Here is a 23,030-nt window from a genome sequence, read left to right on the forward strand (position 1 = left end):
GGCAGGTTTGACAGCCTCCAACTCCAAACAAAGAAGCTAAGAAGGGGGAGATGTGAATTGGATAACATGAATTCAACAGACTACTGGCTGCTTAATGTTCAGATTGAACGCCGCTATGTGTATGACGGGGATGCTGTACGGGGTACGGAAACAGAACTTAGTCATGTACAGATTAGAGAAGGGGTGATTGTGCAAGTCATTGCGGCTGACAGGATGAATTCGGTCAACATGGACGGAGAACAGATTCTAGCGGAGCCTGCGTATGATGGCAGAGGAATGTTGATGTTACCTTCATTTACCGAGAAGCATGTTCATCTGGACAAAACATTGCTGGGAGAACCGTGGCAAGCGGTTATACCCGCCAGCGGGGTGGCGGGTAGATGTGAAATCGAGAAACGAATTCTTCCGCAGCTTGTCACACCGCCGCAGCAAAGGGCTGAACTTCTGCTTCAACGTCTGATTGAAGCGGGTTCTACCCATATACGGACCCATATCGATGTGTATCCTGAAGCAGGAATCAAACAAATGGAACCCGTTCTGAACTTGTTCCATTCTTATCGTCATCAGATTACACATGAGGTCGTGGCGTTCCCTCAGCATGGTTTATTGCGCTCGGGCAGCAAGACATTGGTTCGTGAAGCGCTTCGGCAGGGGGCTCATCTGGTTGGTGGGGTGGATCCTGCAACAATGGACACGGACCTGGAGGCAAGTTTGCAACTGATGGTGGAGCTTGCAGTTGAAGCGGGTGCAGGTATAGACCTGCATCTCCATGATCCGGATTATTTGGGCACCTATACAATGAAGAGATTGGCAAAATTGACCGTGGAGGCAGGACTGCAGGGCAACGTATCGATCAGTCATGCATTTGCGCTTGGTGAAGTCAGTGAGGCAGAAGCTCGATCTACAGCAGATCTGTTGGCAGAGGCGGGAATAACCATCATAACCAGTGCGCCTCATGGTCGAACGTTGCCACCTGTGCCTCTGCTGTGGGAGCATGGAGTGAGTGTGGAAGCAGGGTGTGACAACATATATGATACGTGGCAACCCTTCGGAAACGGAGACATTCTGGAGCGTGCCTCGAGACTCGCAGAACGGTTTGCCTGGATTGATGAACGTTCTTTAGCGCAGTCGCTGAGATTGATCACGGGAGGCAGAGAGACATTGGATGCTCAAGGTGAACGGGTGTGGCCTGTTCCTGGCGATTCGGCGGATTTGATATTGGTGGATGCGAGCTGTGCAGCGGAGGCAGTAGCCCGCAGAGCACCAAGAAAAGCAGTTTTCTCCAAAGGACATCTCATCTGGGATGATCAGAAGGGACACCGAAAGGTGCATGAGTAAGTGTTTGGACAAACCTACGAATGTTAATTGGATTCGGATCATTTGACGAAAAAGGGGATGAGGAGCATTTTACAGCATCAGCATACACCGTATTGGTTACGCAATGTCCGTCTGGAACAAGGGTATCGTTATGAGAATGATCATATAACCGGGACCCTAAGTGAATTGTTTGATCTATGGATCGAACATGGGAAAATCATGCGAATCGTTAAAGCGGAAGATCGTAATATTTCAGATTCGTTAACGGTTACTACAGAATTGATGAATGAAGGAAAAGCGGAGTTGGCTATGCCAAGCTCAGATCGGGATGCGGGGGGAATGCTGCTTTTGCCGGGGTTCCGGGAAATGCATATTCACATTGATAAAACGTATTACGGTGGACCTTGGATCGCGCCGACGCCACCTGAAGGAATTTTCAAAAGAATTGCAGAGGAGCGTGAACTGTTGCCACGGCAATTGCCGCATGCACAGGAAAGGGCTGTGAGAGTATTGTCTCTTCTGCAATCCAGCGGGGTTACGCATGTGCAAACTCACTGCAATATTGATCCTCAGATTGGGCTTGCCAACCTTGAAGCAACCGTGTCAGCCGCGGCTCAGTTTAGCCAGAGTCTCACATGCGAGATTGTGGCGTTTCCACAACATGGTCTTCTACGCAGTGGCGTCGTTGCAGAAATGAAAGAGGCACTGCGACGCGGTGCGCGCTGGGTAGGCGGGGTGGACCCGGCAACGGTAGATAATGATATCGAAAAATCACTCTTTACCATCATGGACCTGGCGGTGGAAGCCAATGCAGGAGTGGATATTCACATTCATGATCCGGGTCATTTGGGCACATTTACGATGAATCGTCTTGCAGCGATGACGGAGCAGGCCGGTTGGCAGGGACGTGTGAATGTGAGTCATGCATTGGGTTTTGCAGACGTTCCAGAAGCGATGCAGGTGCAACTGGCCGAACGGTTTGCGGAACTGGATATCTCGATAACGTCAACTGTACCGCTTAACCGCTGGATGCCCTACTCTCTTCTGAAGAAATACGGAGTTCGAGTTGAATTGGGTGAAGATACCATCACGGATCACTGGGGACCTTTTGGCCGTGGTGACATATTGGAACGAGCCGGACGGTTAGCCGAGCGTGAGCGATGGAGTTCAGAACGAGGATTAGCCGAGACACTGGGATATATTACAGGGGGAATCACACCGCTAGACGAACAGGGTAATATTCAATGGCCTCTCATTGGTGATCCAGCGACAGCGGTTCTTGTACAGGCTTCCTGCTCGGCCGAAGCAATCGCAAGGCGTTCAAGGCGAGGTGGGTCCATATATCAAGGGGATCTGGTTAACGGGTAACATTCAGACATATTACATCATTCAGTTCAATTCATAACGGAAGTAGGAGATTATTATGAAAAAAAGAGGGTTTGTCGGAAGCATGCTGGCATTGTCCATGACACTTGTAATCAGTGCTTGTTCATCGGGAGGAACATCTACTGCAGGTGGTGAAGCGGTCTCTCCGGGAGAACGCCAATCGGGCGGTACACTGGTCATAGCGAGACAGAGTGATGCCAATAATCTGGACCCTCAGTATAGTTCCCAGATTAATTCGATGGCGGTATACCATCATAAAATAACAGAAGGGCTTGTCTTGATGGACAAGAACAGCAAGTACCAACCATTGCTGGCAACGGAGTGGACGCAACTGAAAGATACAACATGGGAGTTCAAATTGCGTGAGGGAGTGTCTTTCCACGATGGGACACCTTTTAATGCAGAGGCTGTTCAAAAAACGTTTGAACGTATTCCGACCACACCCAAAGCAGGCATGTTCTCCATGATCAAGGAAGTGAAGGCGGTGGACGAGCATACGATTCAGTTTATCCTGAATTATCCTTACGCTCCAATCATGTCGTTGCTTGCCAGTGCGGAAGGAAATATACTTAGCCCGGCTTCCATAGAATCGGCGGGAACAGATATGGTGAAGGAACCTGTCGGAACAGGACCGTTTGTATTTGAATCATGGACACCAGGAGACAAAATTGTACTTGCTAAAAATGAAAATTATTGGGGTGACAAACCAAACATCGATAAAGTGGAGTTTAAAACCTTCCCGGAAGATACGACCCGCTTAGCAATGGTTGAGACAGGAGAGGCCCAGGTAGCAGAACAGGTTCCCTCCACAGAGATTGCACGGATTGAAGCATCTTCAACCATGAAACTGGGGCGTTACGAGGCTTTTTCTACGGACCATATAGGGTTTAATACAAGCAAAGAGCCATTTAACAACCCGTTGGTTCGCCAGGCTGTAGCGTACGCGGTGGACAAGGAATCTATCGTCAGCGGCGTGTACAACAATATTGGCAAGGTAACGGACTCCACACTCGGAACCACGATGATCGGATACAGTTCCAATGTGAAGGGGTACAGTTATGATCTGAACAAAGCGAAGTCCTTGCTTGCTGAGGCTGGGTATCCAGAGGGGTTCTCGGCCACGTTATATACCAGTGATAACAAAACAAGAGTGAACGTAGCAGAGGTATTACAGTCTCAGTTGAAAGGTATCGGAATTAACCTTGAGGTGAAAGTGCTGGAGTTTGGAGCTTACATTGATGCAGCAGCCAAAGGGGAAACCGAAATGTTCCTAAGTGGATGGGGGAATGCAACAGGCGATGCGGATTATAACCAGTTCAACCTCTTTCACAGCACCTCCAAAGGAGTCCCTGGTAATCATTCCTTCTATAATAATCCGGAAGTGGATCAATTCATTGAAGATGCCCGGAAAGAAACGGACCCGGATAAACGCACAGCCATTTATGAAAAAGCCATTCAACTTGAACTGAATGATGTTCCTACTTTACCGTTCCGTAATGGCGAGAATCTGGCAGCCCTCTCCAAAGATGTGGATGGGGTATGGATTAGTCCATCCGGTTTTGTTGAGATCAACAGCGCAAGCTTTCTGAAATAACGGACGGAGGAGTGGTCAACATGATCCGCCAACTCATTCAAAATTGCCGGATTCCCGGGTGTCATGGACTTCATAATATCGTATTGCATGGTACAACCATTGAGCAGATCCTGCCGTCTTCGGACGGTGGGGGTTCATCCATAAGTGACATGACAGGTATGATCCATGGAGAACTTGAAGAAAATCATGGGCAGTATGGATTTATATTTGATGCTAAGGGTGGTCTCGTACTGCCAGGATTAATTGAACCCCACATCCATCTGGAAAAGGCGCTTTTGCTTGATCGCATGCCTGGTGATGCTGCCTCATTGCAGGAAGCGATCTCGATGACAGCCGCACTTAAGGCGGGCTTCACGGAGTCCGATATGATCAAAAGATCCATAGAAGTCATCCGAAAACTGTCCCGTTACGGCGTAACCAGACTCCGTTGTCATGTTGAAGTGGACCCCTTGCTGGGACTACGGGCTATGAACAGTGCGTTGACTGTGAAAGAGAAAATGGAGGACATGATGGAGATCCAGATTGTGGTCTTTCCGCAAGAAGGGATTATTAGTGCCCCAGGTACCGCAGATCTTATGGAAGAGGCAGTAAGGATGGGAGCCGACGTAATTGGTGGAATCACTTATGTCGATCCTGAACTGGATGAACATTTGAATTTTACGTTTGAACTGGCTGCGCGGTATAATCGCCCCCTTGATTTTCATGCTGATTTCTCATTAAATCCTGATGATGAAGCTATACTTCACATTGCGAATAAGACCTTGGAATATGGCTTCCAGGGCAGAGTTTCGGCTGGCCATGTAACATCGCTTGCGGCTATGCCTCGGAAAAAGGTGAAGTTATATGCCAGAAAGATTGCAGAAGCGGATCTTCATCTCATGACACTTCCTGCAACAGATCTGTATCTTAATGGTCGAGCGGATAACGATAACACCCGCAGAGGCATAACGCCGGTTAGTTTGTTGCGGGACGAAGGGGTGAACGTAATTTACGGCGCCAACAATATTCAAAATGCCTTTACACCTTTTGGTAATGGCAATCCGTTTGATATCGCTTGGTTGCTTGCCCATACGGCCTACATGGGGAGTGAAGCGGATGCCGATACATTGGTGGAGATGGCAACACTTGGTGCAGCACGTGCGATGGGGATAGAAAATTATGGTCTTCAAGTTGGAGCACAGGCCGATCTGGTCATATTTCCAGTGCAATCAAGACGTGAATTGATTATTGAACGACCGCGACCTGTTGGTGTATGGAAGAATGGTCGCCTTCTGACTACGAGAGTGGAGGATGGAGAATGTCATGAAATTAGTTATCGATAATGTACTTTTGCCTACGGGAACACACACTTTGGTTATTGAAGAGGGGAAGATTACACAGGTCATAGCAGAATCCACGGATCAGGATCAAATCATAAATGCTCGCCAGAGCGCTTCCGAATCATGGAACGCTGCCGGGCTTGTGTACCTTCCCACACTTGCAGACATGCATTGCCATCTGGATAAACATCATATCGGTGAACGCTGGATTCCCCTGGAGCCGTTCCAGACACTGGAATCACATCTTGCATATGAAAAAAAGCTGTTGGGTGGATTGACTCAAACAGTAGGAGAACGGGCGAAAGTTCTTGCGGAACAAATGATTGATTTCGGTACAACGCGCATTCGTACGCATGTTGATGTGGATCCTGAGGTGGGGCTCCGAAATCTGGAGGCGATACTACGCGTACGAGAAGAGCTTTGTGATTACATGGACATGGAGATTGTAGCATTTCCACAGCAAGGGCTCATTCGTTCATCATCTGAACAGATCGTGAAGGAGGCGTTGGCACTTGGTGCCGATCTGGTTGGTGGTGTCGACCCGGCAGGTCTCGATGGGGATATGGAACGCAGTTTACAGATGATGTTTGATATCGCTACAACTGCAGATAAGGGGATCGATCTTCATCTTCATGATGGAGGTGAACCCGGTTTAGCTACCTTACGGCGATTTGCTGAATTGACAATGGAGGCAGGACTTCAGCATCGAACAGCGGTTAGCCATGCCTATTGCTTGGGGGAGCAGACTGAATCCGACGTACAGCCAACCCTTGATATGTTAAAACATGCCGGAGTAACACTCGTATCCAGTGTACCTATTGATCGTCCAATGCCGCGAGGAAGCCAGGTCCTCGATACAGGTGTTAACTTCATGCTTGGCTCCGATAACATCCGTGATGCCTGGTCACCATTCGGCAATGGGGACATGTTGCAGCGAGCTTCCCGAATGGCTGAACGCGAAAATTGGGTCAGTGATGAGAGGTTGCTTGGCACCTATGCGTGGGTGAGTAATGGCAAGTTAACCCCAAGCGTTGGTGATCCGGCTGACTTCATGTTAGTACGGGCATTGAACGCCCAGCACGCTCTAGCTTCTGTACCTGCGCGTTCGGCGGTATTCAAAAAGGGCAAACGTATACGTTAAGTTAGAAAATACGTTTTACATTCCCAACACAAATTGCTGAAGCAAATGTCCTTGACTGCCTCATTGCAACATACCATTAACTAAAGGACAATTCGAAGGTTTGGGTTGCCTTTGAAGCATAGCCATGTAATGGCAGATGGGAGCGCTGTAATGACGAAACGGGTAGTTCAGTTGGAAGAAGGTACGGCAGAGATGAAAGGGCTGATGGGTAGTAAAGGGGCTGAACTTGCAGTGTTACTTCAGGCAGGTTGGCCCGTTCCGGCCGGGTTCATTGTAACAAGGGAAGGCTGTCGCGCGTTCTGTACCCGTCTTGGACATCTTTCCACAGAAGAAGTTCAAGAGATTGGCAGCGCAGTTCGGCACTTGGAGGCGCAAACAGGAAAATTCTTCGGCGATTCTTTAGCACCGTTGCTGCTTGCCGTGAGGTCAAGTGAAGTGAGTTCCCATGATATGGATTCCCTGGCTTTGCTTCATGTGGGACTGAATGATGTGACGGTGGAGGGGCTCGCCAGGCAAACCAATGATCGCCAGTATGCGCTTAATTGTTATCGAATTTTATTGCAGGATTATGGTCAGTTAGTACAGGGCATCCCGTATTCCCTATTTGAAGAGAAATTGGGAAACCTCTCGATACTCGATGAAGCGAAGCTAGAATTCGCCATCGCAGAATATAAGCAATTAATAGAAGATATAGGGCTTCATCCATTCCCTCAAGATGTTCAATTACAATTAAAAGAAGCGATTCGTGCGGTTTCTCATACACAACGTGCAGCTCGACTCAACTCCCAACAAGAAGCTGTTCTCCAAACCACTCAACGCTCAGGGGATCATCAAGGAGCTCCGGCTCTTATTCAGGTGATGGTTAATGGTGAGCAAGGTGAACGCAGTGGCAGCGGCACGGTATATTCCCGTCATCCGGCTACGGGGGAAAGAGGCATGACAGGTGAGTACATTGCATCTGCTGTTTCCCAAACTCCGGATGAAGGACTGGACCAGTTACAGAGAGAAGAACCTGGATTATATGGTCTTCTGTTGGATGCTTGCAGTTATCTGGAGCATTATATGGGAGAAGTTCAGAAAATCCAATTCATTATCGATTCAGGGGAGTTGTATCTTTTGCATGTCAGTCCAGCGTGCTTGAGTTCTAAGGCCGCCTTGCGGAGTACTTTTGATTTTGTGCATGAAGGGGTAATCACCAAAGCAGATGCGCTATTGCGTATCGAGCCGTGGCATGTGACAGAGATGTTGAGAGGGTTCTCAAGTGGTACACCGGAACTTCAGCTTCTGCTCGAATGGGCGGATGAAATAAAGGAACTGACGATACTGTCCAATGTAGATCATCCACAAGACGCGATTACAGCTAGGGCACTTGGTTCGGAAGGTATTGGACTGTGCCGTACAGAACAGATGCTCATGTCTGCTTCAAGGCTTCCTTTTGTACAAAAAATGATCTTGGCAGACAGTGAATCCGAACGCAGGCGTGGTTTGGAGCGTCTGTTGCCGATGCAGCAGTCTGATTTTGAACAGATATTTGAAGCGATGGATGGATACCCGGTAACGATACGTTTGCTCGATTCGCCGTTGCATGAACTGTTACCTGATCTGGGAGTGTTGGAGAAACGACGTGAGTGGTTACAAGCAGAGGAGTGGCAGGAGCAAAAAGACCATCAGGTTGAACTGGAGGAACTGGAGCGTGTCATTCGCAGAGTCTGTGAATTGCATGAACATAATCCGACATTGGGGCAACAGGCTTGTCGGCTGAGTACGGTATTCCCGGAAATCGTTGATATGCAGCTGGAAGCGATATTCCGCGCAGCGGTGAAAGGCATCCGGCAAGGCTGGTGGGTACGTCCCGAGATTATGATCCCGCAGATCGGTCATGTGCATGAACTTCAGGTGATGAGAGATCTGGTGGATCATGTGGCTGACCAAGTGCTGGGTGGAGAAAAGCGGCATTGTCTTTATAAAGTGGGGGCGATGATCGAAGCTCCGAGAGCGGCGCTGACGGCGACTCACATTGCTCGCCAGGCAGACTTTTTCTCGTTTGGCACGGATGGGCTGACAGAGATGACATTTGGATATAGTCGTCATGAAGCTGAGAAGCGGCTCCTTCTCCTTCAACGTGATACGGACTCTCATCCGGTTACGAATAATCCATTTCATGTGCTGGACATTGAGGGAGTCGGACAACTGGTAGAGATGGCGGTTGTTCAGGGACGAATTCGAAAACCTCATCTGAAGACAGGGATCTGTGGAGAAAATGTTGTGGACCTGGAATCGATTTCGTTCTGCCACCGCATTGGTCTCGATTACGTAAGCTGTTTGCCTGAACAGATCCCTTATGCACGAATTGCTGCTGCACAAGCAGCAATTAAGGGAGAGAGAGAGGGAGCGGACACGCAGAACACGGATATCTCTACAATTGCGTAACGATCACTCTGTCCTACACGGAACTTCCATGGAATAGCAACCAGAAAACTGTTATACTGAAATATACGTTTTGTAAAAGGAACGTAAAATTTCAGGGTAAGGGTTGAAAACGACCATGTATAATTCCAAAAATGAACGAACTTCATCACGGACCTTATTCGCCGTGTTATTCATTCTTATGCTGCTCAAGCTGTCACTACTGCGGTATTTCTTTTTCCAGGGTCTGTCCAGCATCGGTCTGTTAACTGACGCATTAGGTGCATTAACGTTGGTATGCCTGCTGGATCTGATCGTGCCCAAAGGCTGGAAGCGAGCAGTATACGGAGGATTCAATATTCTGTTTTCTCTGGTTCTGTTCGCGGCTACGCTGTATAACGTTCATTTCAGTTCGGTACCTACCTATACCGTGCTAAGTGAGCTGGGGCAGGTTGCCCAAGTGCGGGGAAGTATCGGACCGCTGGTACGACCGGAACACTTTCTATTTTTTGCAGACATCGTACTGGCATTGCCAATATGGTTGATTATGCGCAGACGTGCTGGCGGGCGTAACTACAGCAGTTACCGCGATAGCGGTTTGACGTTTGGCAGAATTCGCAGACGTTACTGGGGCAAACTCGGCGTTGCGCTTACGGCTGCATTCTGCATTGTGCTGTCTGGCAGTTTTATTGTCAAAGGTGAAACGATTGATAACGAGCTGGTGCGGGCCGAGAATCTCGGTTTCCTGAACTATCAGGTATCGTCAGCGATTCTGACGAGCAAAGAAAATGAGGCCATTGCGAATGGCAACATTAACGAAACGATTGCCAAGATCAATGAGCTGGTTAGCCAGTATCCGTATCAGGATACACCAAGTGACGGCACAGCTGTGAAAGCCAAATATTTTGGTCAGGCCAAAGGCAGCAATCTGATTGTACTGCAACTGGAGTCCTTTCAGAATTTCCCGATTAATGCTTCATTAGACGGTCAGGAGCTAACACCGGTACTGAATGATCTGGCCAAAGAAAGCTATTATTTCTCTCATTTTTTCCAACAGATCGGACAGGGAAACACATCAGACGCGGAGTTCATGTCGAACACGTCTATTTATCCAACCGGAGTTGTTCCCATGTCAGCAGGGTACAGTGACCGCGAACTGCCGAGTCTTCCCAAGTTATTAGGAAAAGAGGGATATGAGTCCGAGACGTACCATGTCAATGACGTCACCTTCTGGAACCGGAACAAGATGTATCCGGCACTCGGATTCACTCGTTACTTCGACAAGCCCAGCTTCGAAAATGACAGATTCAATGACTTTGGACCATCGGATGAAGAGTTATACCGTGTAGGTGTGGAAAAAATGACTGCGCATCAGACTGCGAATCAGCCGTTCTATGCTCAGTTCATTACGGCATCGAGCCACTCGCCGTTTACGGTTCCCGCTGATCGTGCACGCATCACGATTCCAGCGACCATCACGAACAAACTGCTTCACGACTATCTGCAAGCAATCAACTATACGGACTATGCCATCGGTCAACTCATTAATGAGTTGAAGGCGAACGGATTATGGGATAATACTACTTTAGTGCTCTACGGAGACCATTTTGGTCTGCCTGCTGACGAAGAGATTACACAGCAGATTCAGGCCAATCTTGGCGTCCCGTATGACGGTAAAGTAAGTCGATTTAACATCCCGTTAATGATCCACACGTCGAAGCAGACTAAAGGGCAAGTGATTGAGCAGTCAGGCGGTCAGCTGGATATGTTGCCAACGATTATGAATCTGATGGGAGTTTCGCTCCAGGATGAGAAATTCACTGCCTTCGGACATGATCTGCTCAACATGGATCATAATGCCTTCGGTATCCGGTATTATTTGCCGACGGGTTCATTTGTCAACAATGACATCATGTTTATTCCGGGTGCGGGCTTTGACGATGGAACAGCCTATTCGCTGAAAACATACGAGCCGGTAACGGATTTGGAACCGTATCGTGCCGATTATGAACATGTGCTCAGCCTTATGAAACTGTCTGACGAGTATGTGAAGTTGTTACCGAAACGTGCGCCATAAATCAATTTCTCTGCAATAGGTCAGATCAAAAACGTCACCGGTCTAAGAACTGGTGGCGTTTTTTGCATGTTTATTACATGAGTGTGGTAATAAAGAGAATAACTAAAGTTTGAAACTGTAATAATTAATGTTACAATGTAATGAGCAAGAATGAAGTGAGCAAGAGCGCGTAATATACGCAGATCTCATATTCACAGTACTTATGAACTTAACTGACGAGAGGATTGAATATATATGAAACTGAGTGTACTCGAACATGGACATATCAATGAAGGACGAACTGTACAGGATACGTTGCAGGAAACGGTGAAACTCGCACAACATGCGGATCAATTGGGGTACTCCCGTTTCTGGATGTCGGAGCATCACGGTAGTGGTGCGCTGTCTTTCTCAAGTCCTGAAGTTATGATTGCACATGTGGCTGCACATACGGATCGAATTCGCGTAGGTTCCGGTGGCGTTATGCTGCCTCATTATAGTGCCTATAAGGTTGCAGAGAATTTCCGTCTGCTGGAAGCTTTGCATCCGGGGCGGATTGACCTTGGGATTGGCAGAGCACCGGGCGGCATGCCGATTGCCAGCAGAGCTCTGAATGAAGGCAAATCATCGAATGTACAATTCTTCCCGCAACAGATCGCGGATCTGGGCGGATACTTCCACGAGCAGTTGCCCGAGGATCATCGGTTTGCATCTCTGGTAGCCGGACCATCGGTTCCCACGGTACCAGAAGTGTGGTTGCTGGGTTCCAGCTCCGAAGGTGCGAGAATTGCTGCAGCGCAAGGGACGTCGTATGCTTTTGCCCAATTCTTCGGAACACCAGGCGGCGAAGAAGCGATGAAACATTACCGCAGACATTTCAAGCCGTCCATCCTGAATGACAAACCACATTCAATGATTGCTGTCTCGGCATTCTGCGCGGAGACAGAGGAAGAAGCCGCTGAACTTGCGCGCAGCAATGAACTTTTCTTCTTACGCCTTGGACGAGGTCTTGAACAAAGTTCATTCCCATCTCTGGAGACGGTGAACAACTATCCATACACAGCGATGGAGATGGAACAGATTCGTCAACGTCGTTCTTTTTCCATCGTGGGAACACCGGATCAGGTGAAAGATAAAATTACCGCAATGGCTGAACGCCATGAAGCAGATGAAGTCATTATTGCATCAGCGGTCCATTCGTTTGAAGCACGTCTGCGCTCATTCGGCTTGATTGCAGAAGCCTTTGGACTCAAGCAGGACTAATGGTAAGCAAGCGGGAATAACTACTCTAAACAGACTGGAATCTTGCTCATGCAAGGTTCCGGTTATACTCTTGCGTGATCAGGGGGAGGAGAGATTCACATGCGCAGATGCGTCATTAGTGATATTCATGGCTGTTACGATGAATTTAATGCACTGCTTACGCTTGCAGACTATAATCCGCAGCAGGATGAATTGATTTTACTCGGTGATTATGTGGATCGAGGTCCAAGCAGCAAACAGGTCATGGAACAGATTATGCAGCTTCAGCAACAGCACGATATTATGGTGATCAAAGGTAATCACGATGCCATGATGGTCAAGGCTCTAACCCAGGATGTTGAGCAATATGATCAACACTGGATTCGTAATGGCGGATTACAGACGATGGCAAGTTATCTGGATCTGGAGCTTACTTATGATGAGCAGCAGATAGATTGGGAAGCTTATGCTGAAGCCAAAAAGTGGATACGTACACACTATGAACACCATCTTCGTTTTCTGGAACAGCTTCCGCTGGTGTACGAAATTCCGGGTTATATTTTTGTACATGCCGGGATCAACCCGGATATCGAGGATTGGAGAAGCCAGTCCGAGCGGGACTTCATTTGGATTCGTGAATCATTCTATTCCAGACCAACAACGATTAGAGAGACGGTCGTATTTGGACACACCCCCGTGAAGCATTTGCATGATGAGACAGGCATATGGTTTGACCCGAGCGGAGACAAAATTGGCATTGATGGTGGTTGTGCCTACGGAGCGCAATTGAACCTGCTGGAGATTAGCGAGGACGGCAGTCTACAGACCTTTTTTGTACAGCAAGGGCAGAGCGCGGAAGAGCCTGAGATTTAATGTTTTCGTTGCGTATCAGAGTTTCGTATGCTAATTTATAAGGTTGTAGGATGGAATAAATAGGATACATACCATATCGACTTGAGGGAATGAACCAAGTTTGGCTATTTTCCAAAATGAGTTGCCTGAGAATGATTTGCAATTAATTCGCTGTAAAGGGATTGGAATTAAGCCCTATTAGCGCTATAATCAGTAGGGTATGATTGAAATATGACATATATTTTCTATATAAGTTCAACTAAACTTTTTACACGAGAACGGAGAGGACAGAAAAAAGCTGGAGAAGCGGAGCGTTCGCCTTTATCACCGGATTTTCCCTTTAAAAGGGAATCAAAAAATCTGGGGATAACAGCGATCGGAAGGTTATTCTGTCATCGGAGTGGCAAGTGTAAACATTCTTTGGTTGAACTTATATAAATCAGAATTGACGGAGGGCTATGAATATGGAAAAAGCGTTAATCTTCGGTCACAAAAATCCCGACACGGATACGATCTGTTCGGCAATTGCCTATGCGGATCTCAAAACAAAATTGGGTCAGGACGTTGAAGCTGTTCGTCTCGGCGAAGTCAATGGTGAAACCCAGTTTGCACTGGATCAATTCAAAATTGCAGCACCGCGTCTGATTAAAACCGCTGCAAATGAAGTAAACAAAGTTATTCTGGTTGACCACAACGAGCGTCAGCAAAGTGTAAGCGATATTGAGGAAGTGACTGTTGTTGAAGTTATCGACCATCATCGTATCGCTAACTTTGAGACAAGCGGACCTCTGTATTTCCGTGCAGAGCCTGTAGGTTGTACAGCAACCATTTTGAATAAAATGTACAAAGAAAATGGTATCGAAGTGAGTGCACCGATTGCTGGCCTGATGCTGTCTGCGATTATCTCCGATTCCCTGTTGTTCAAATCCCCGACTTGCACAGAGCAGGACGTAGCCGCTGCGCGTGAACTGGCTGCCATTGCTGGTGTAGATGCAGACAGCTATGGTCTGGACATGCTGAAAGCCGGTGCGGATCTGAGCCAAAAAACAATTGCTGAACTAATTTCCCTGGATGCCAAAGAATTCGTAATGGGTCAATCCAAAGTGGAAATTGCACAGGTTAATGCTGTTGACGTGAATGATGTTCTCGTGAAGCAACCTGAGCTTGAAGCAGCTATTGATGCGATCATTTCCAGCAAAGGTCTCGACCTGTTTGTATTTGTCGTAACAGACATTCTGAACAACGATTCCGTAGCTTTGGCATATGGTACATCCACTAAAGCAGTGGAGAAAGCCTACAATGTGACGCTGTCTGATAGCAGAGCTATCTTGAAAGGCGTAGTATCACGCAAATCACAAATTGTACCGGTTCTGACGGAAGCATTCAACACGCTGTAAATCAAACCGATTGGCGTATTTGTACGCTGATAAGTATTACAAATAAGTAGCAACACCATCCTAGCCTGCTCTGATCCGTAAATGGTCAGGACAGGCTTTTGATGTAGAGGAGGAAGAATCATGATCAAAAACGAAAAGATCAAAGCAGCTGAAGTGCAGCTGACCGGCCTGAATGGTGAAGATCTGGGTGTGATGTCCACACAGGAAGCTCTTTTACTTGCGAAGCAGCATAAAGTAGATCTGGTGTGCTTGTCCTTGATGACCAGTCCGCCACCATGCAAGCTGATTGGCGCAGGAGCAGCCAAAGTGGAAGCGCAGCAGGCGAAGAAAAAAGCGAGTAAATCCCCCGATAAACGTAAAGTAAAGGAAATTAGATTAAACCTTGCGATGGAGGATCATGACCGGGATACGAAGCAATCTCAAGCGGAGCGAATTCTGAAGAAGGGTGATTCGGTAAAACTCGTCATCCAGGTGCATGGAGCCAAAGAAGGAGTTGCTGGCAAGGAGTGGGCTGAGCAGCTGAGCAAATCGCTGGCTGAATTCGGTAGCAAAACGACAGGTGTTCAGGTAAGTGGTAAACAGGTTGTTGTGCAACTGGACCCGAATGCGTAAACCGCCAGGTGCGATCCTCGATGTAGCACAAAGGTAAAAGGAATGTCGATATAGTAATGACTTTTTGGATGTAAAGAAAGCCCAATGAGGTGGCAGGTTAACTGCTGCTGTATTGGGCTTGTTTGTCATCAATTGGATTGAGGTATCGTGCAATTTAATGTGAAAGCCGTTACCGTTCCAGTAGTTCAGCTACGTAAATAACGGCTGCCACCAAGTCGTACATATAACTGTCCGGGTAATACAGGCGTAGAACCAGCGGCAATATTATTCTGGCTGTTTTTGGCGAATCGGGATAAATAAAAGAAGTCCGGATAGATCACCATATCCATTAAGTAGGCGGAGACCCGGCTACCTGGAACGCGGAACTGATTCAGGGTACGTATAATCTCTTCGCCACTTGCAATGCCAATGCCATGACCATAATACCAGTTCTCGCGCAGCATGAACGTATTCTCTCCCTGCCACTCGGGGGTTTCCGGAGAAACATCTGGATTTTTGAAATACAGCACATCTCCTGGCAGGGCGGTTTCGCTACCGTTTTTTTCGGTTAATCGCAGGTCACTGTCATAATGCCAGTCAAAGAGTAACAGATTGCGAAACAGGGAATTAAAGGCGTCTTCGCGAATGCTTCCCAGCACGCCACCATACAGCACAATAACGGTAGCTGTTGCACATTCAAAAGCATATAAGTGTCCATTCCTCCAGATATCCCGGATGCCGTCGGCGGGGGTCACGTTTGATCTTAGCTCAAACCCACCTTCCGCATTACGATTCCAGTAGGCAGGATTACATCTGGATTTTTCAAAGGATGCAAAACTCACACCGCTTCGATCCAGTCCTTCCGCGGCTTCCACGAGAGAGCCCCTCAAGTCCCATTCAAATCGAAGATGATCCATGGATTGGTACACATACCTCGTTGGACGATTCTGGAGTTGCTGTAACCAATACCATTCAAAATCAGACCATTCCGAGCGGTTCAGTTCTACGGGTTGATTTGCGACAATGATCATAATCTATAACCTCCGTTCCTATTCGAATACTCAACATTGTATAATCAGGATAGCACGGGTATTGTGTAGTATATGACGTGATGTGTTCGAATTGGTATGTACACAATGAAAGTTGCCAGCATCCAAAATTAAAGATGTCGATTCATGTGGACTTTTTGTCTGACCTCGTTTATAAATCATGGCATTTGGGGTAGTACTCTATAGATGAAGTTATGTTCAGGTCGATCTATTCATACGGAATACATTCAGATTCTCATAAAGGAGGACATGTAATGTCGAAATCCATTACAGAGAGCCGATCTCTGTTCGAACAATTGTATACGCACGCACCAATCGGCATTGCTGTCGCATCGCATGTAAATGGACGGTGGTTGCAGCTTAATCCTGCATTTTGCGAGATGCTTGCATACAGTGAAGATGAACTGATCGATACTTCGGTCATACATATGATCTACGAAGAAGATCTGCATATGGAGGAATTCCGCAGCAAGTTCTGGGAAATGACTCATGAAACAAGTCCGATGTACGAGACGGAGGTTCGTCTGAAACGAAAGGACGGTTCGTTATTATGGGCAACCATTAGAGCTTGCATTGTTAGGGATGAAACGAATGGTGAGCCATTGTATCTGTTGGTACAGGCTGCTGACATTACGAAACAAAAAGATGCAGAGGAAATCCTCATTGTGCAACGTAAGCAATTGGAAGAGAGCAGTCGCATCTCTCGCTTGCTGGCGGAGTCTTCACTAGACCTGATTGCAATACATGATGCCGATTCAAGTCGTACATTTAAATATGTATCAAATGCATGTAAAAGCATGTTGGGCTATGAGTTGGAAGAAGTTATAGGTAAGCCGGGAACATTTGTGATCTATCCGGAGGATGTGCCTTTGGTTGAAGCGTACGTAGAAGAGCAGAGAAAGGGTCTGGCTCCCAAACGGCTCAATTATCGGCTGCTACATAAGGATGGATCTACGGTATGGGCAGATACGATTACGCACTATGTATATGACGATTCAGGTGAATTAATGGAGATGGTCGCCGTAACCCGGGATATCACAGCCAGCCAGCAACAACAGTTAAGTATGCAGGAGTACAGATCGTTATTTGACTGTAATCCCCTAGGTGTGGCTTCTCTTGATCTGGAAGGCAATCTGCTGAAAGCCAATATGGGTCAGGAACAGTTGACAGGACACACCAAGGAGGAGCTGCTGAGTCGGCCTTTTGATCACCTCATTGATCCTGTAGATCTGGAGAAGACTCGATATCATTTTGAGGAAACGGTGAAAGGCAATGCACAGAGCTACGAGATAGGTTTAATTCACAAAAATGGGCAGCGGATTGAAACAAATGTGATTAATGTTCCTATTATACTTGAGGACAAAGTTGTTGGGGTCTACGGGATTACCAGTGACATTACAGAGTCCAAACGTTACGTCGAGGAAATCGAGAATCTTAGTTATGAACGGGCATTGATTTTGAATGGCATGTCTGAAGGTGTTATTGGACTGGACCTGGAAGGGAATCTGAACTTTGCCAATCCGGCCGCTGCGGAGATCATGAACTTCTGTCCAAGTGAATTGAATGGCAAACCATTAGAGCAGATGATGATCCAAATGCAGAGCGAAGGCATCCCCTACCCATCCAAGGATACACCAATTCTACAGGCTGTTCGTGAGGGACGAGGTCTGCCACGTACCGAATCCGTATTCTGGAGACCGGATGGATCCAGTTTCTTGGTGGAGTTCCAATTGAAGCCGATTATGGATCAGGGTAGAACCCGCGGAGCAGTGTTGGTTTTCCGTGATATGACATCTGTTAAGGATATCATACGTGCCAAGGAAGCAGCAGAGCATGCAGACCGAGCAAAGTCCGAGTTTCTCGCCATCATGAGTCATGAGCTTCGTACGCCATTAAACGGCATCATGGGCATGGCCCATCTGTTAATGGAAACCGAGCTGGATGATGAACAGAAAGGCTTTGCGGAAATCATGATTGATAGCGGCGAATCCCTTTTGTACATTTTGAACGAAATTTTGGATTTCAGCAAAATCGAAGCAGGCAAAATGGATCTTGAGCGAGCACCTGTAGATATTAAGGCGATGCTGGGTGGGGTGATCGAGCTGTTTGCACTGAAGGCATCAGAGAAAAATATTGAACTCTATTGTGAAGTGTCGGATCACATTCCTGAACGCATTCGAGGGGATGAGACACGGATCCGGCAGATTTTGATCAATCTGGTGGGTAATGCCGTTAAATTCACAGAGCAGGGCCGTATTATGGTGAGCGTAGGTGCTGATTTCTCAGATGAGCATGGTCAGGATAACCTGATGTTGACCTTTAAGGTAAGAGATACGGGGATTGGCATTCCAATAGAAAAGCAGCATCAGTTGTTCCAATCCTTCTCACAGCTTGATCCGGCCATCAATCGTAAGTTTGGCGGGACAGGTCTAGGCCTTGCGATCAGCAAAAAACTGGTGGAGTTAATGGGCGGAGCGATTGGCGTACAGAGTGAGATCGGTGAGGGGGCAGAATTCCAGTTCACCCTCGTAGTGGAGCGGTGGTTAGAGGAAAGTAATGACCCGATCGAAATCACCACGAATGATGAACTGCAATTGGATCGAGCGAGTCTTGCCCATGACATCAAAATTTTGATTGCTGAGGATCAAGCGGTCAACAGTCATCTGTTGGAGGAGATGCTGCGCAAGTTTGGTGGAGTATGTGATATCGTTGAGAATGGTGCACAGGCCGTCGATTCATTGAACAAGGTTCAATATGACCTGGTGTTTATGGATATTCAAATGCCAGTTATGGATGGGATTGAAGCGACCTGCCACATCAGACAGAGCCACCCAGACATACCGGTTATTGCAGCGATTACAGCTTTTGCAGGCGCCGGTGACCGTGAGGAGTGTCTGAAATGCGGGATGCAGGACTTTATCAGCAAACCATTTCATTCCACGGAGATTAGCCGCGTACTGAATACATGGGTTCCATATATTCGCTCTCAAAGGGTAACGTAACAGAAAAATAACCTGTGCCTTGAATTCAAGGTACAGGTTATTCTGTCATTTACGACCAGCCTCCGATTAACCCGGAGAGGGTTACGCATTCGTCATCTTCCAAATCTGCAATCAGAGTGAGTTCTTCGTTGTCTTGTGGATCAACGGAGAATAATTCACGGCGTCCGTCCTCATGCACAATAATGACTAACTGATGGCCGCCCTTTGTATCAAACTGGTACTTAACTCCGATACCAGGTAGTGGGCATTCGCGGATATTCATGAAACCTGTCACCTCTTTAGCTTTGCTTAATAAAAAATTAACCGTTCACACAGTACGGATGTATTCTACTATCCATAACACCGTTTGGCAAGTCACAAATAAAATTGGTGGGAAGAATTAATTTTTTTCACGATGTGATCTTGCACTATGGCGCTGTCTGGCCCGTCTGCGACGAACAAAAAACCAAATGAGCAGAGCAACGATAAATAATAGGCCTATGACTGCAATTATGATGATATTCCGGATATTGGGAACCTGTACAGTCAGATCCAGTTTATTCATCTGGAGGGGTGAAACGTGCCAAATGAGCGTTTTCCCGCCATCCTCCACTTGATCCGCATTCGAATCGGCTGTCTTGATGGGCAAAGACAACTTGAAGTCAAAGTTAACATCTTTTAACAAGAGGTTTTTAAGAAAGCTAGGCACCTTGTTAATTTGATTTTTGATCTCACCATCGGGCATGGACTCCATGAGATCGGCTTCTGCTGTAATGTGCATCTTGGAAGTGAAGAAGCCGGGGGAAGTTGTTTGTTCAACCTTGATCCCTTGTGGTAACTTGGACGTATCAAAGCTGGTTTTATTACTTTTTTCATAATGGGTGGTCGCTGTGAGCTGCTTCTGATCTCCCTGTTCCGAAACCTCTGCCTGGAAGTTATTTCGATTCAATGCATCTGCGATCAGAGGCATGAGATTGTCTTGTCCAATTTTTCCAAGAGCGGAGTTCTTTACGTTGAGATTGAGATCCAGATCCGTTGATCCATCCATATTTACCGTTAGATGGGCTTCTCCATCAGCACAGGCGGTCAAAACAGATAACATAAGGGCTAATAAAACAGTAAGAAATAGCTGACGTAAGGGAATGCGAGTTGACATGTCTTTCAACCTTTCTGCGTAAAAATCCAAATTCCATTTCATAGAAGTATAGTATACACCGTAAGTATGGCGGATGAAACTTTGCACCGTGCAGCGAGGTACGTATGATTTAGTGTGATCGGGGAAATAATCCATTTATTAAAATTAAAGATTTCGTATTTTTGTCAATGTTCGGTCAATTCAAACGGCGCTTCACCGTGTACACTAGTAGTAGTGTGATGAATATACGGAAGCAGGGAGGTTACATTCATGACATATATCATTATTATGGCCGTTATTATGGTCGTGGGCATGGTCGGAATGGGCTGGTTCTATCAGATTATGGATAAAGACCAAAGCTAGTATTGTTTAAATGTGAAAAGAAGAGAGACAACCTATAAGCTGGCTTCGCTAACGCGAGGCGGGCTTATTTGTGTGGTTAAAATTTTGAGGCACTGACCTTACATAAGTACGTAATATTTGTAACCATTCATGTTGCACAATTTGACCGATGGACAAATATTTTTCGTAATTATGGGATTTTTTAGCTGCTCTTTTGTATAATAGGGGGTAGTTTAACTCGGGATACTCCCGAAATTCTGCCAAACAGGAAAGGGTGTACATAAATGAAATTTAGTGAGTATACGTATACACGTCCGAATCTGGAACACATCAAGACATCTTTCCGTGAGCTGTTGAGCGGTTTTGAAGCTGCGGCAACGGTTGAAGAACAGAGTGGGTTCATGGATCAGATTAACGCGCTGCGCAGTGATTTTGAGACACAAGCACAATTGGTCTACATCCGTCATTCCATTGATACCAATGATGAGTTTTATAAGGCTGAGAACGAATTTCTGGATGAGAATGCACCGATTGTACAGGAATATATTACGGATTTTTACCGTGCATTGGTTAACTCCAAATTCCGCAACGAGTTGGAACAAAAATGGGGTTCACAGCTGTTCCAACTGGCGGATCTTTCACTGAAAACATTCAGCCCAGAAATTATTGAAGAACTCCAGAAGGAGAACAAACTTTCAACAGAATACAATCAGTTGATCGCATCGGCCAAAATTCCGTTCGAAGGTGAAGAGCGCACGTTGCCACAGCTTCATCCATTTGAACTGTCCACGGATCGCTCCATGCGGGAGCGTGCTTCGGAAGCCAGATACACTTTCATGGCTGAACATGAAGCTGAATTTGATCGCATTTACGATGAGCTGGTTAAAGTACGTACACAGATCGCGAAGAAACTAGGTTATCCAAGCTATGTGGAACTCGGTTATGATCGTATGAACCGCACGGATTACAACGCCGAGATGGTTGCCAACTTCCGTGCACAAGTTCGTGATTACATTGTACCTGTAGCGACCAAGCTCAGAGAGCGTCAGCGTAATCGGATCGATGTGGATACGCTGTATTATTACGATCAGGGCTTCAGCTTCAAGACGGGTAACCCGACACCTAAAGGTGACGCGGACTGGATTATCGAACATGGTAAAAAAATGTACGCTGAATTATCACCAGAGACGGATGCATTTTTCCAAATGATGACCGAAAACGAGCTTATGGATCTGGTAAGCAAAAAAGGTAAACAGGGCGGCGGATATTGTACGTTCCTGAACGATTACAAAGTACCGTTTATCTTCTCCAACTTCAACGGTACATCCGGTGATATTGATGTATTGACACATGAAGCAGGTCATGCTTTCCAAGTGTATGAGAGCCGTGATTTTGCAGTGCCTGAGTACAACTGGCCGACATATGAATCGGCTGAGATTCATTCCATGAGTATGGAGTTCTTCACATGGCCGTGGATGCAGTTGTTCTTCAAGGAAGATACGGACAAGTACAAGTTTGATCACCTGTCTTCCGGTCTGTTGTTCATTCCGTATGGTGTAGCTGTGGATGAATTCCAGCATTTTGTGTATGCGAACCCGGATGCAACTCCAACGGAGCGTAAGCAGGCATGGCGCAACATTGAGAAGACCTATCTGCCACACATCAATTACAAAGATAATGCGTATCTGGAGCAGGGTGGTTTCTGGCATAAGCAAGGTCACATTTTCTCATCGCCATTCTATTACATTGACTACACGTTAGCACAAATCTGTGCATTCCAGTTCTGGAAACGCAGCAATGAGGACATGAAGTCCGCATGGGCCGACTATCTGACATTGTGCAAAGCGGGAGGAAGCCTGTCCTTCACTGGATTGGTTGAACTGGCTGGATTGAACTCTCCATTCGAGGATGGCTGTGTATCCTCCGTAATTGGTGAGATTGAGGCATGGCTTGACGGCGTGAACGATAAGGCGCTGTAAGCCTTCGTAAGGATGCTTTTAGTGTAAGTACCTTCGGTAAGGTATAAGTAGTGGATAAAGCTTTAAGATAGAAAAGTAAGACGGCTTGGACACCTTCGGGTGTCTGGGTCGTCTTTTTCATTACGGGGAAAAATCAACCTCAAGTGTAACATTTACCGACTCATTGTGATTTATTTCACTATATCTGAAAACGGATTCAGTTACAATGAAGATAGTAAATCAGGGGTTACAGGAGGCTGGTTC

The 23,030-nt window shown here is 46.7% G+C and carries 16 protein-coding genes; 13 read left to right on the top strand and 3 right to left on the bottom strand.

Features of this window, described 5'->3' with window-relative positions:
* The first annotated feature begins 66 nt into the window (after nt 1-66).
* The 11 genes from J2Z28_RS05115 (at nt 67) to infC (ending at nt 15,322) form a co-directional block, all read left to right on the top strand.
* Nucleotides 67-1,338: an amidohydrolase gene (locus tag J2Z28_RS05115; protein WP_211081600.1), complete on the top strand. Its 1,272-nt coding sequence runs from the start codon at nt 67-69 to the stop codon at nt 1,336-1,338.
* A 57-nt stretch (nt 1,339-1,395) separates the two neighbouring features.
* The gene (locus tag J2Z28_RS05120; protein ID WP_211081461.1) at nt 1,396-2,685 is read left to right on the top strand and encodes an amidohydrolase; all 1,290 of its coding nucleotides are present in this window, start codon (nt 1,396-1,398) and stop codon (nt 2,683-2,685) included.
* 55 nt (nt 2,686-2,740) lie between these two features.
* Nucleotides 2,741-4,297: a glutathione ABC transporter substrate-binding protein gene (locus tag J2Z28_RS05125; RefSeq protein ID WP_211081462.1), complete on the top strand. Its 1,557-nt coding sequence runs from the start codon at nt 2,741-2,743 to the stop codon at nt 4,295-4,297.
* Between the two features lie 20 nt (nt 4,298-4,317).
* Entirely contained in the window at nt 4,318-5,619 is a 1,302-nt protein-coding gene (locus J2Z28_RS05130; RefSeq protein WP_211081463.1) for an amidohydrolase family protein, read from the top strand.
* A complete protein-coding gene (locus J2Z28_RS05135) occupies nt 5,600-6,757 on the top strand; it encodes an amidohydrolase family protein (RefSeq protein WP_211081464.1) in 1,158 nt (385 codons plus the stop codon). The genes J2Z28_RS05130 and J2Z28_RS05135 overlap by 20 nt, the downstream gene beginning before the upstream one ends.
* Before the next feature lie 150 nt (nt 6,758-6,907).
* The gene (locus J2Z28_RS05140; protein ID WP_211081465.1) at nt 6,908-9,187 is read left to right on the top strand and encodes a putative PEP-binding protein; all 2,280 of its coding nucleotides are present in this window, start codon (nt 6,908-6,910) and stop codon (nt 9,185-9,187) included.
* Between the two features lie 115 nt (nt 9,188-9,302).
* A complete protein-coding gene (locus J2Z28_RS05145) occupies nt 9,303-11,240 on the top strand; it encodes an LTA synthase family protein (protein ID WP_211081466.1) in 1,938 nt (645 codons plus the stop codon).
* 234 nt (nt 11,241-11,474) lie between these two features.
* A complete protein-coding gene (locus J2Z28_RS05150; RefSeq protein ID WP_091016929.1) occupies nt 11,475-12,482 on the top strand; it encodes an LLM class flavin-dependent oxidoreductase in 1,008 nt (335 codons plus the stop codon).
* Between the two features lie 99 nt (nt 12,483-12,581).
* On the top strand, nt 12,582-13,334 hold the full coding sequence (locus tag J2Z28_RS05155) for a metallophosphoesterase family protein (protein ID WP_211081467.1): 753 nt from the start codon (nt 12,582-12,584) through the stop codon (nt 13,332-13,334).
* 443 nt (nt 13,335-13,777) lie between these two features.
* Entirely contained in the window at nt 13,778-14,710 is a 933-nt protein-coding gene (locus tag J2Z28_RS05160; protein WP_017688903.1) for a manganese-dependent inorganic pyrophosphatase, read from the top strand.
* A gap of 120 nt (nt 14,711-14,830) precedes the next feature.
* Complete coding sequence (gene infC, locus J2Z28_RS05165; RefSeq protein WP_211081468.1) at nt 14,831-15,322, top strand: translation initiation factor IF-3; 492 nt, start codon at nt 14,831-14,833, stop codon at nt 15,320-15,322.
* 185 nt (nt 15,323-15,507) lie between these two features.
* Here infC and J2Z28_RS05170 read toward each other — a convergent pair whose 3' ends face one another.
* On the bottom strand, nt 15,508-16,332 hold the full coding sequence (locus J2Z28_RS05170; protein WP_211081469.1) for a protein-glutamine gamma-glutamyltransferase: 825 nt from the start codon (nt 16,330-16,332) through the stop codon (nt 15,508-15,510).
* A 272-nt stretch (nt 16,333-16,604) separates the two neighbouring features.
* Here J2Z28_RS05170 and J2Z28_RS05175 point away from each other — a divergent pair, with 272 nt between their 5' ends.
* Complete coding sequence (locus tag J2Z28_RS05175) at nt 16,605-19,352, top strand: PAS domain-containing hybrid sensor histidine kinase/response regulator (protein ID WP_211081470.1); 2,748 nt, start codon at nt 16,605-16,607, stop codon at nt 19,350-19,352.
* A gap of 49 nt (nt 19,353-19,401) precedes the next feature.
* Here J2Z28_RS05175 and J2Z28_RS05180 read toward each other — a convergent pair whose 3' ends face one another.
* A complete protein-coding gene (locus tag J2Z28_RS05180; RefSeq protein WP_017688899.1) occupies nt 19,402-19,614 on the bottom strand; it encodes a cation:proton antiporter regulatory subunit in 213 nt (70 codons plus the stop codon).
* A gap of 117 nt (nt 19,615-19,731) precedes the next feature.
* Nucleotides 19,732-20,487 (bottom strand): hypothetical protein, encoded by a 756-nt coding sequence (locus J2Z28_RS05185; RefSeq protein WP_211081471.1) that lies wholly within the window; start codon nt 20,485-20,487, stop codon nt 19,732-19,734.
* Between the two features lie 605 nt (nt 20,488-21,092).
* On the opposite strand from J2Z28_RS05185, the gene J2Z28_RS05190 reads away from it, so the two are divergent.
* A complete protein-coding gene (locus J2Z28_RS05190; protein WP_047842657.1) occupies nt 21,093-22,787 on the top strand; it encodes a M3 family oligoendopeptidase in 1,695 nt (564 codons plus the stop codon).
* The last annotated feature ends 243 nt before the right edge of the window (nt 22,788-23,030 follow it).

Origin of the sequence: Paenibacillus xylanexedens (assembly GCF_017874615.1) — a bacterium.
Classification (GTDB): domain Bacteria; phylum Bacillota; class Bacilli; order Paenibacillales; family Paenibacillaceae; genus Paenibacillus; species Paenibacillus xylanexedens.

Bases quoted from the DNA above. Each gene is read 5' to 3' on its own strand.
- J2Z28_RS05115 (WP_211081600.1), top strand. From the start codon at position 67: ATGAATTCAACAGACTACTGGCTGCTTAATGTTCAGATTGAACGCCGC.
- J2Z28_RS05120 (WP_211081461.1), top strand. From the start codon at position 1,396: ATGAGGAGCATTTTACAGCATCAGCATACACCGTATTGGTTACGCAAT.
- J2Z28_RS05125 (WP_211081462.1), top strand. From the start codon at position 2,741: ATGAAAAAAAGAGGGTTTGTCGGAAGCATGCTGGCATTGTCCATGACA.
- J2Z28_RS05130 (WP_211081463.1), top strand. From the start codon at position 4,318: ATGATCCGCCAACTCATTCAAAATTGCCGGATTCCCGGGTGTCATGGA.
- J2Z28_RS05135 (WP_211081464.1), top strand. From the start codon at position 5,600: ATGAAATTAGTTATCGATAATGTACTTTTGCCTACGGGAACACACACT.
- J2Z28_RS05140 (WP_211081465.1), top strand. From the start codon at position 6,908: ATGACGAAACGGGTAGTTCAGTTGGAAGAAGGTACGGCAGAGATGAAA.
- J2Z28_RS05145 (WP_211081466.1), top strand. From the start codon at position 9,303: ATGTATAATTCCAAAAATGAACGAACTTCATCACGGACCTTATTCGCC.
- J2Z28_RS05150 (WP_091016929.1), top strand. From the start codon at position 11,475: ATGAAACTGAGTGTACTCGAACATGGACATATCAATGAAGGACGAACT.
- J2Z28_RS05155 (WP_211081467.1), top strand. From the start codon at position 12,582: ATGCGCAGATGCGTCATTAGTGATATTCATGGCTGTTACGATGAATTT.
- J2Z28_RS05160 (WP_017688903.1), top strand. From the start codon at position 13,778: ATGGAAAAAGCGTTAATCTTCGGTCACAAAAATCCCGACACGGATACG.
- infC (WP_211081468.1), top strand. From the start codon at position 14,831: ATGATCAAAAACGAAAAGATCAAAGCAGCTGAAGTGCAGCTGACCGGC.
- J2Z28_RS05170 (WP_211081469.1), bottom strand. From the start codon at position 16,332: ATGATCATTGTCGCAAATCAACCCGTAGAACTGAACCGCTCGGAATGG.
- J2Z28_RS05175 (WP_211081470.1), top strand. From the start codon at position 16,605: ATGTCGAAATCCATTACAGAGAGCCGATCTCTGTTCGAACAATTGTAT.
- J2Z28_RS05180 (WP_017688899.1), bottom strand. From the start codon at position 19,614: ATGAATATCCGCGAATGCCCACTACCTGGTATCGGAGTTAAGTACCAG.
- J2Z28_RS05185 (WP_211081471.1), bottom strand. From the start codon at position 20,487: ATGTCAACTCGCATTCCCTTACGTCAGCTATTTCTTACTGTTTTATTA.
- J2Z28_RS05190 (WP_047842657.1), top strand. From the start codon at position 21,093: ATGAAATTTAGTGAGTATACGTATACACGTCCGAATCTGGAACACATC.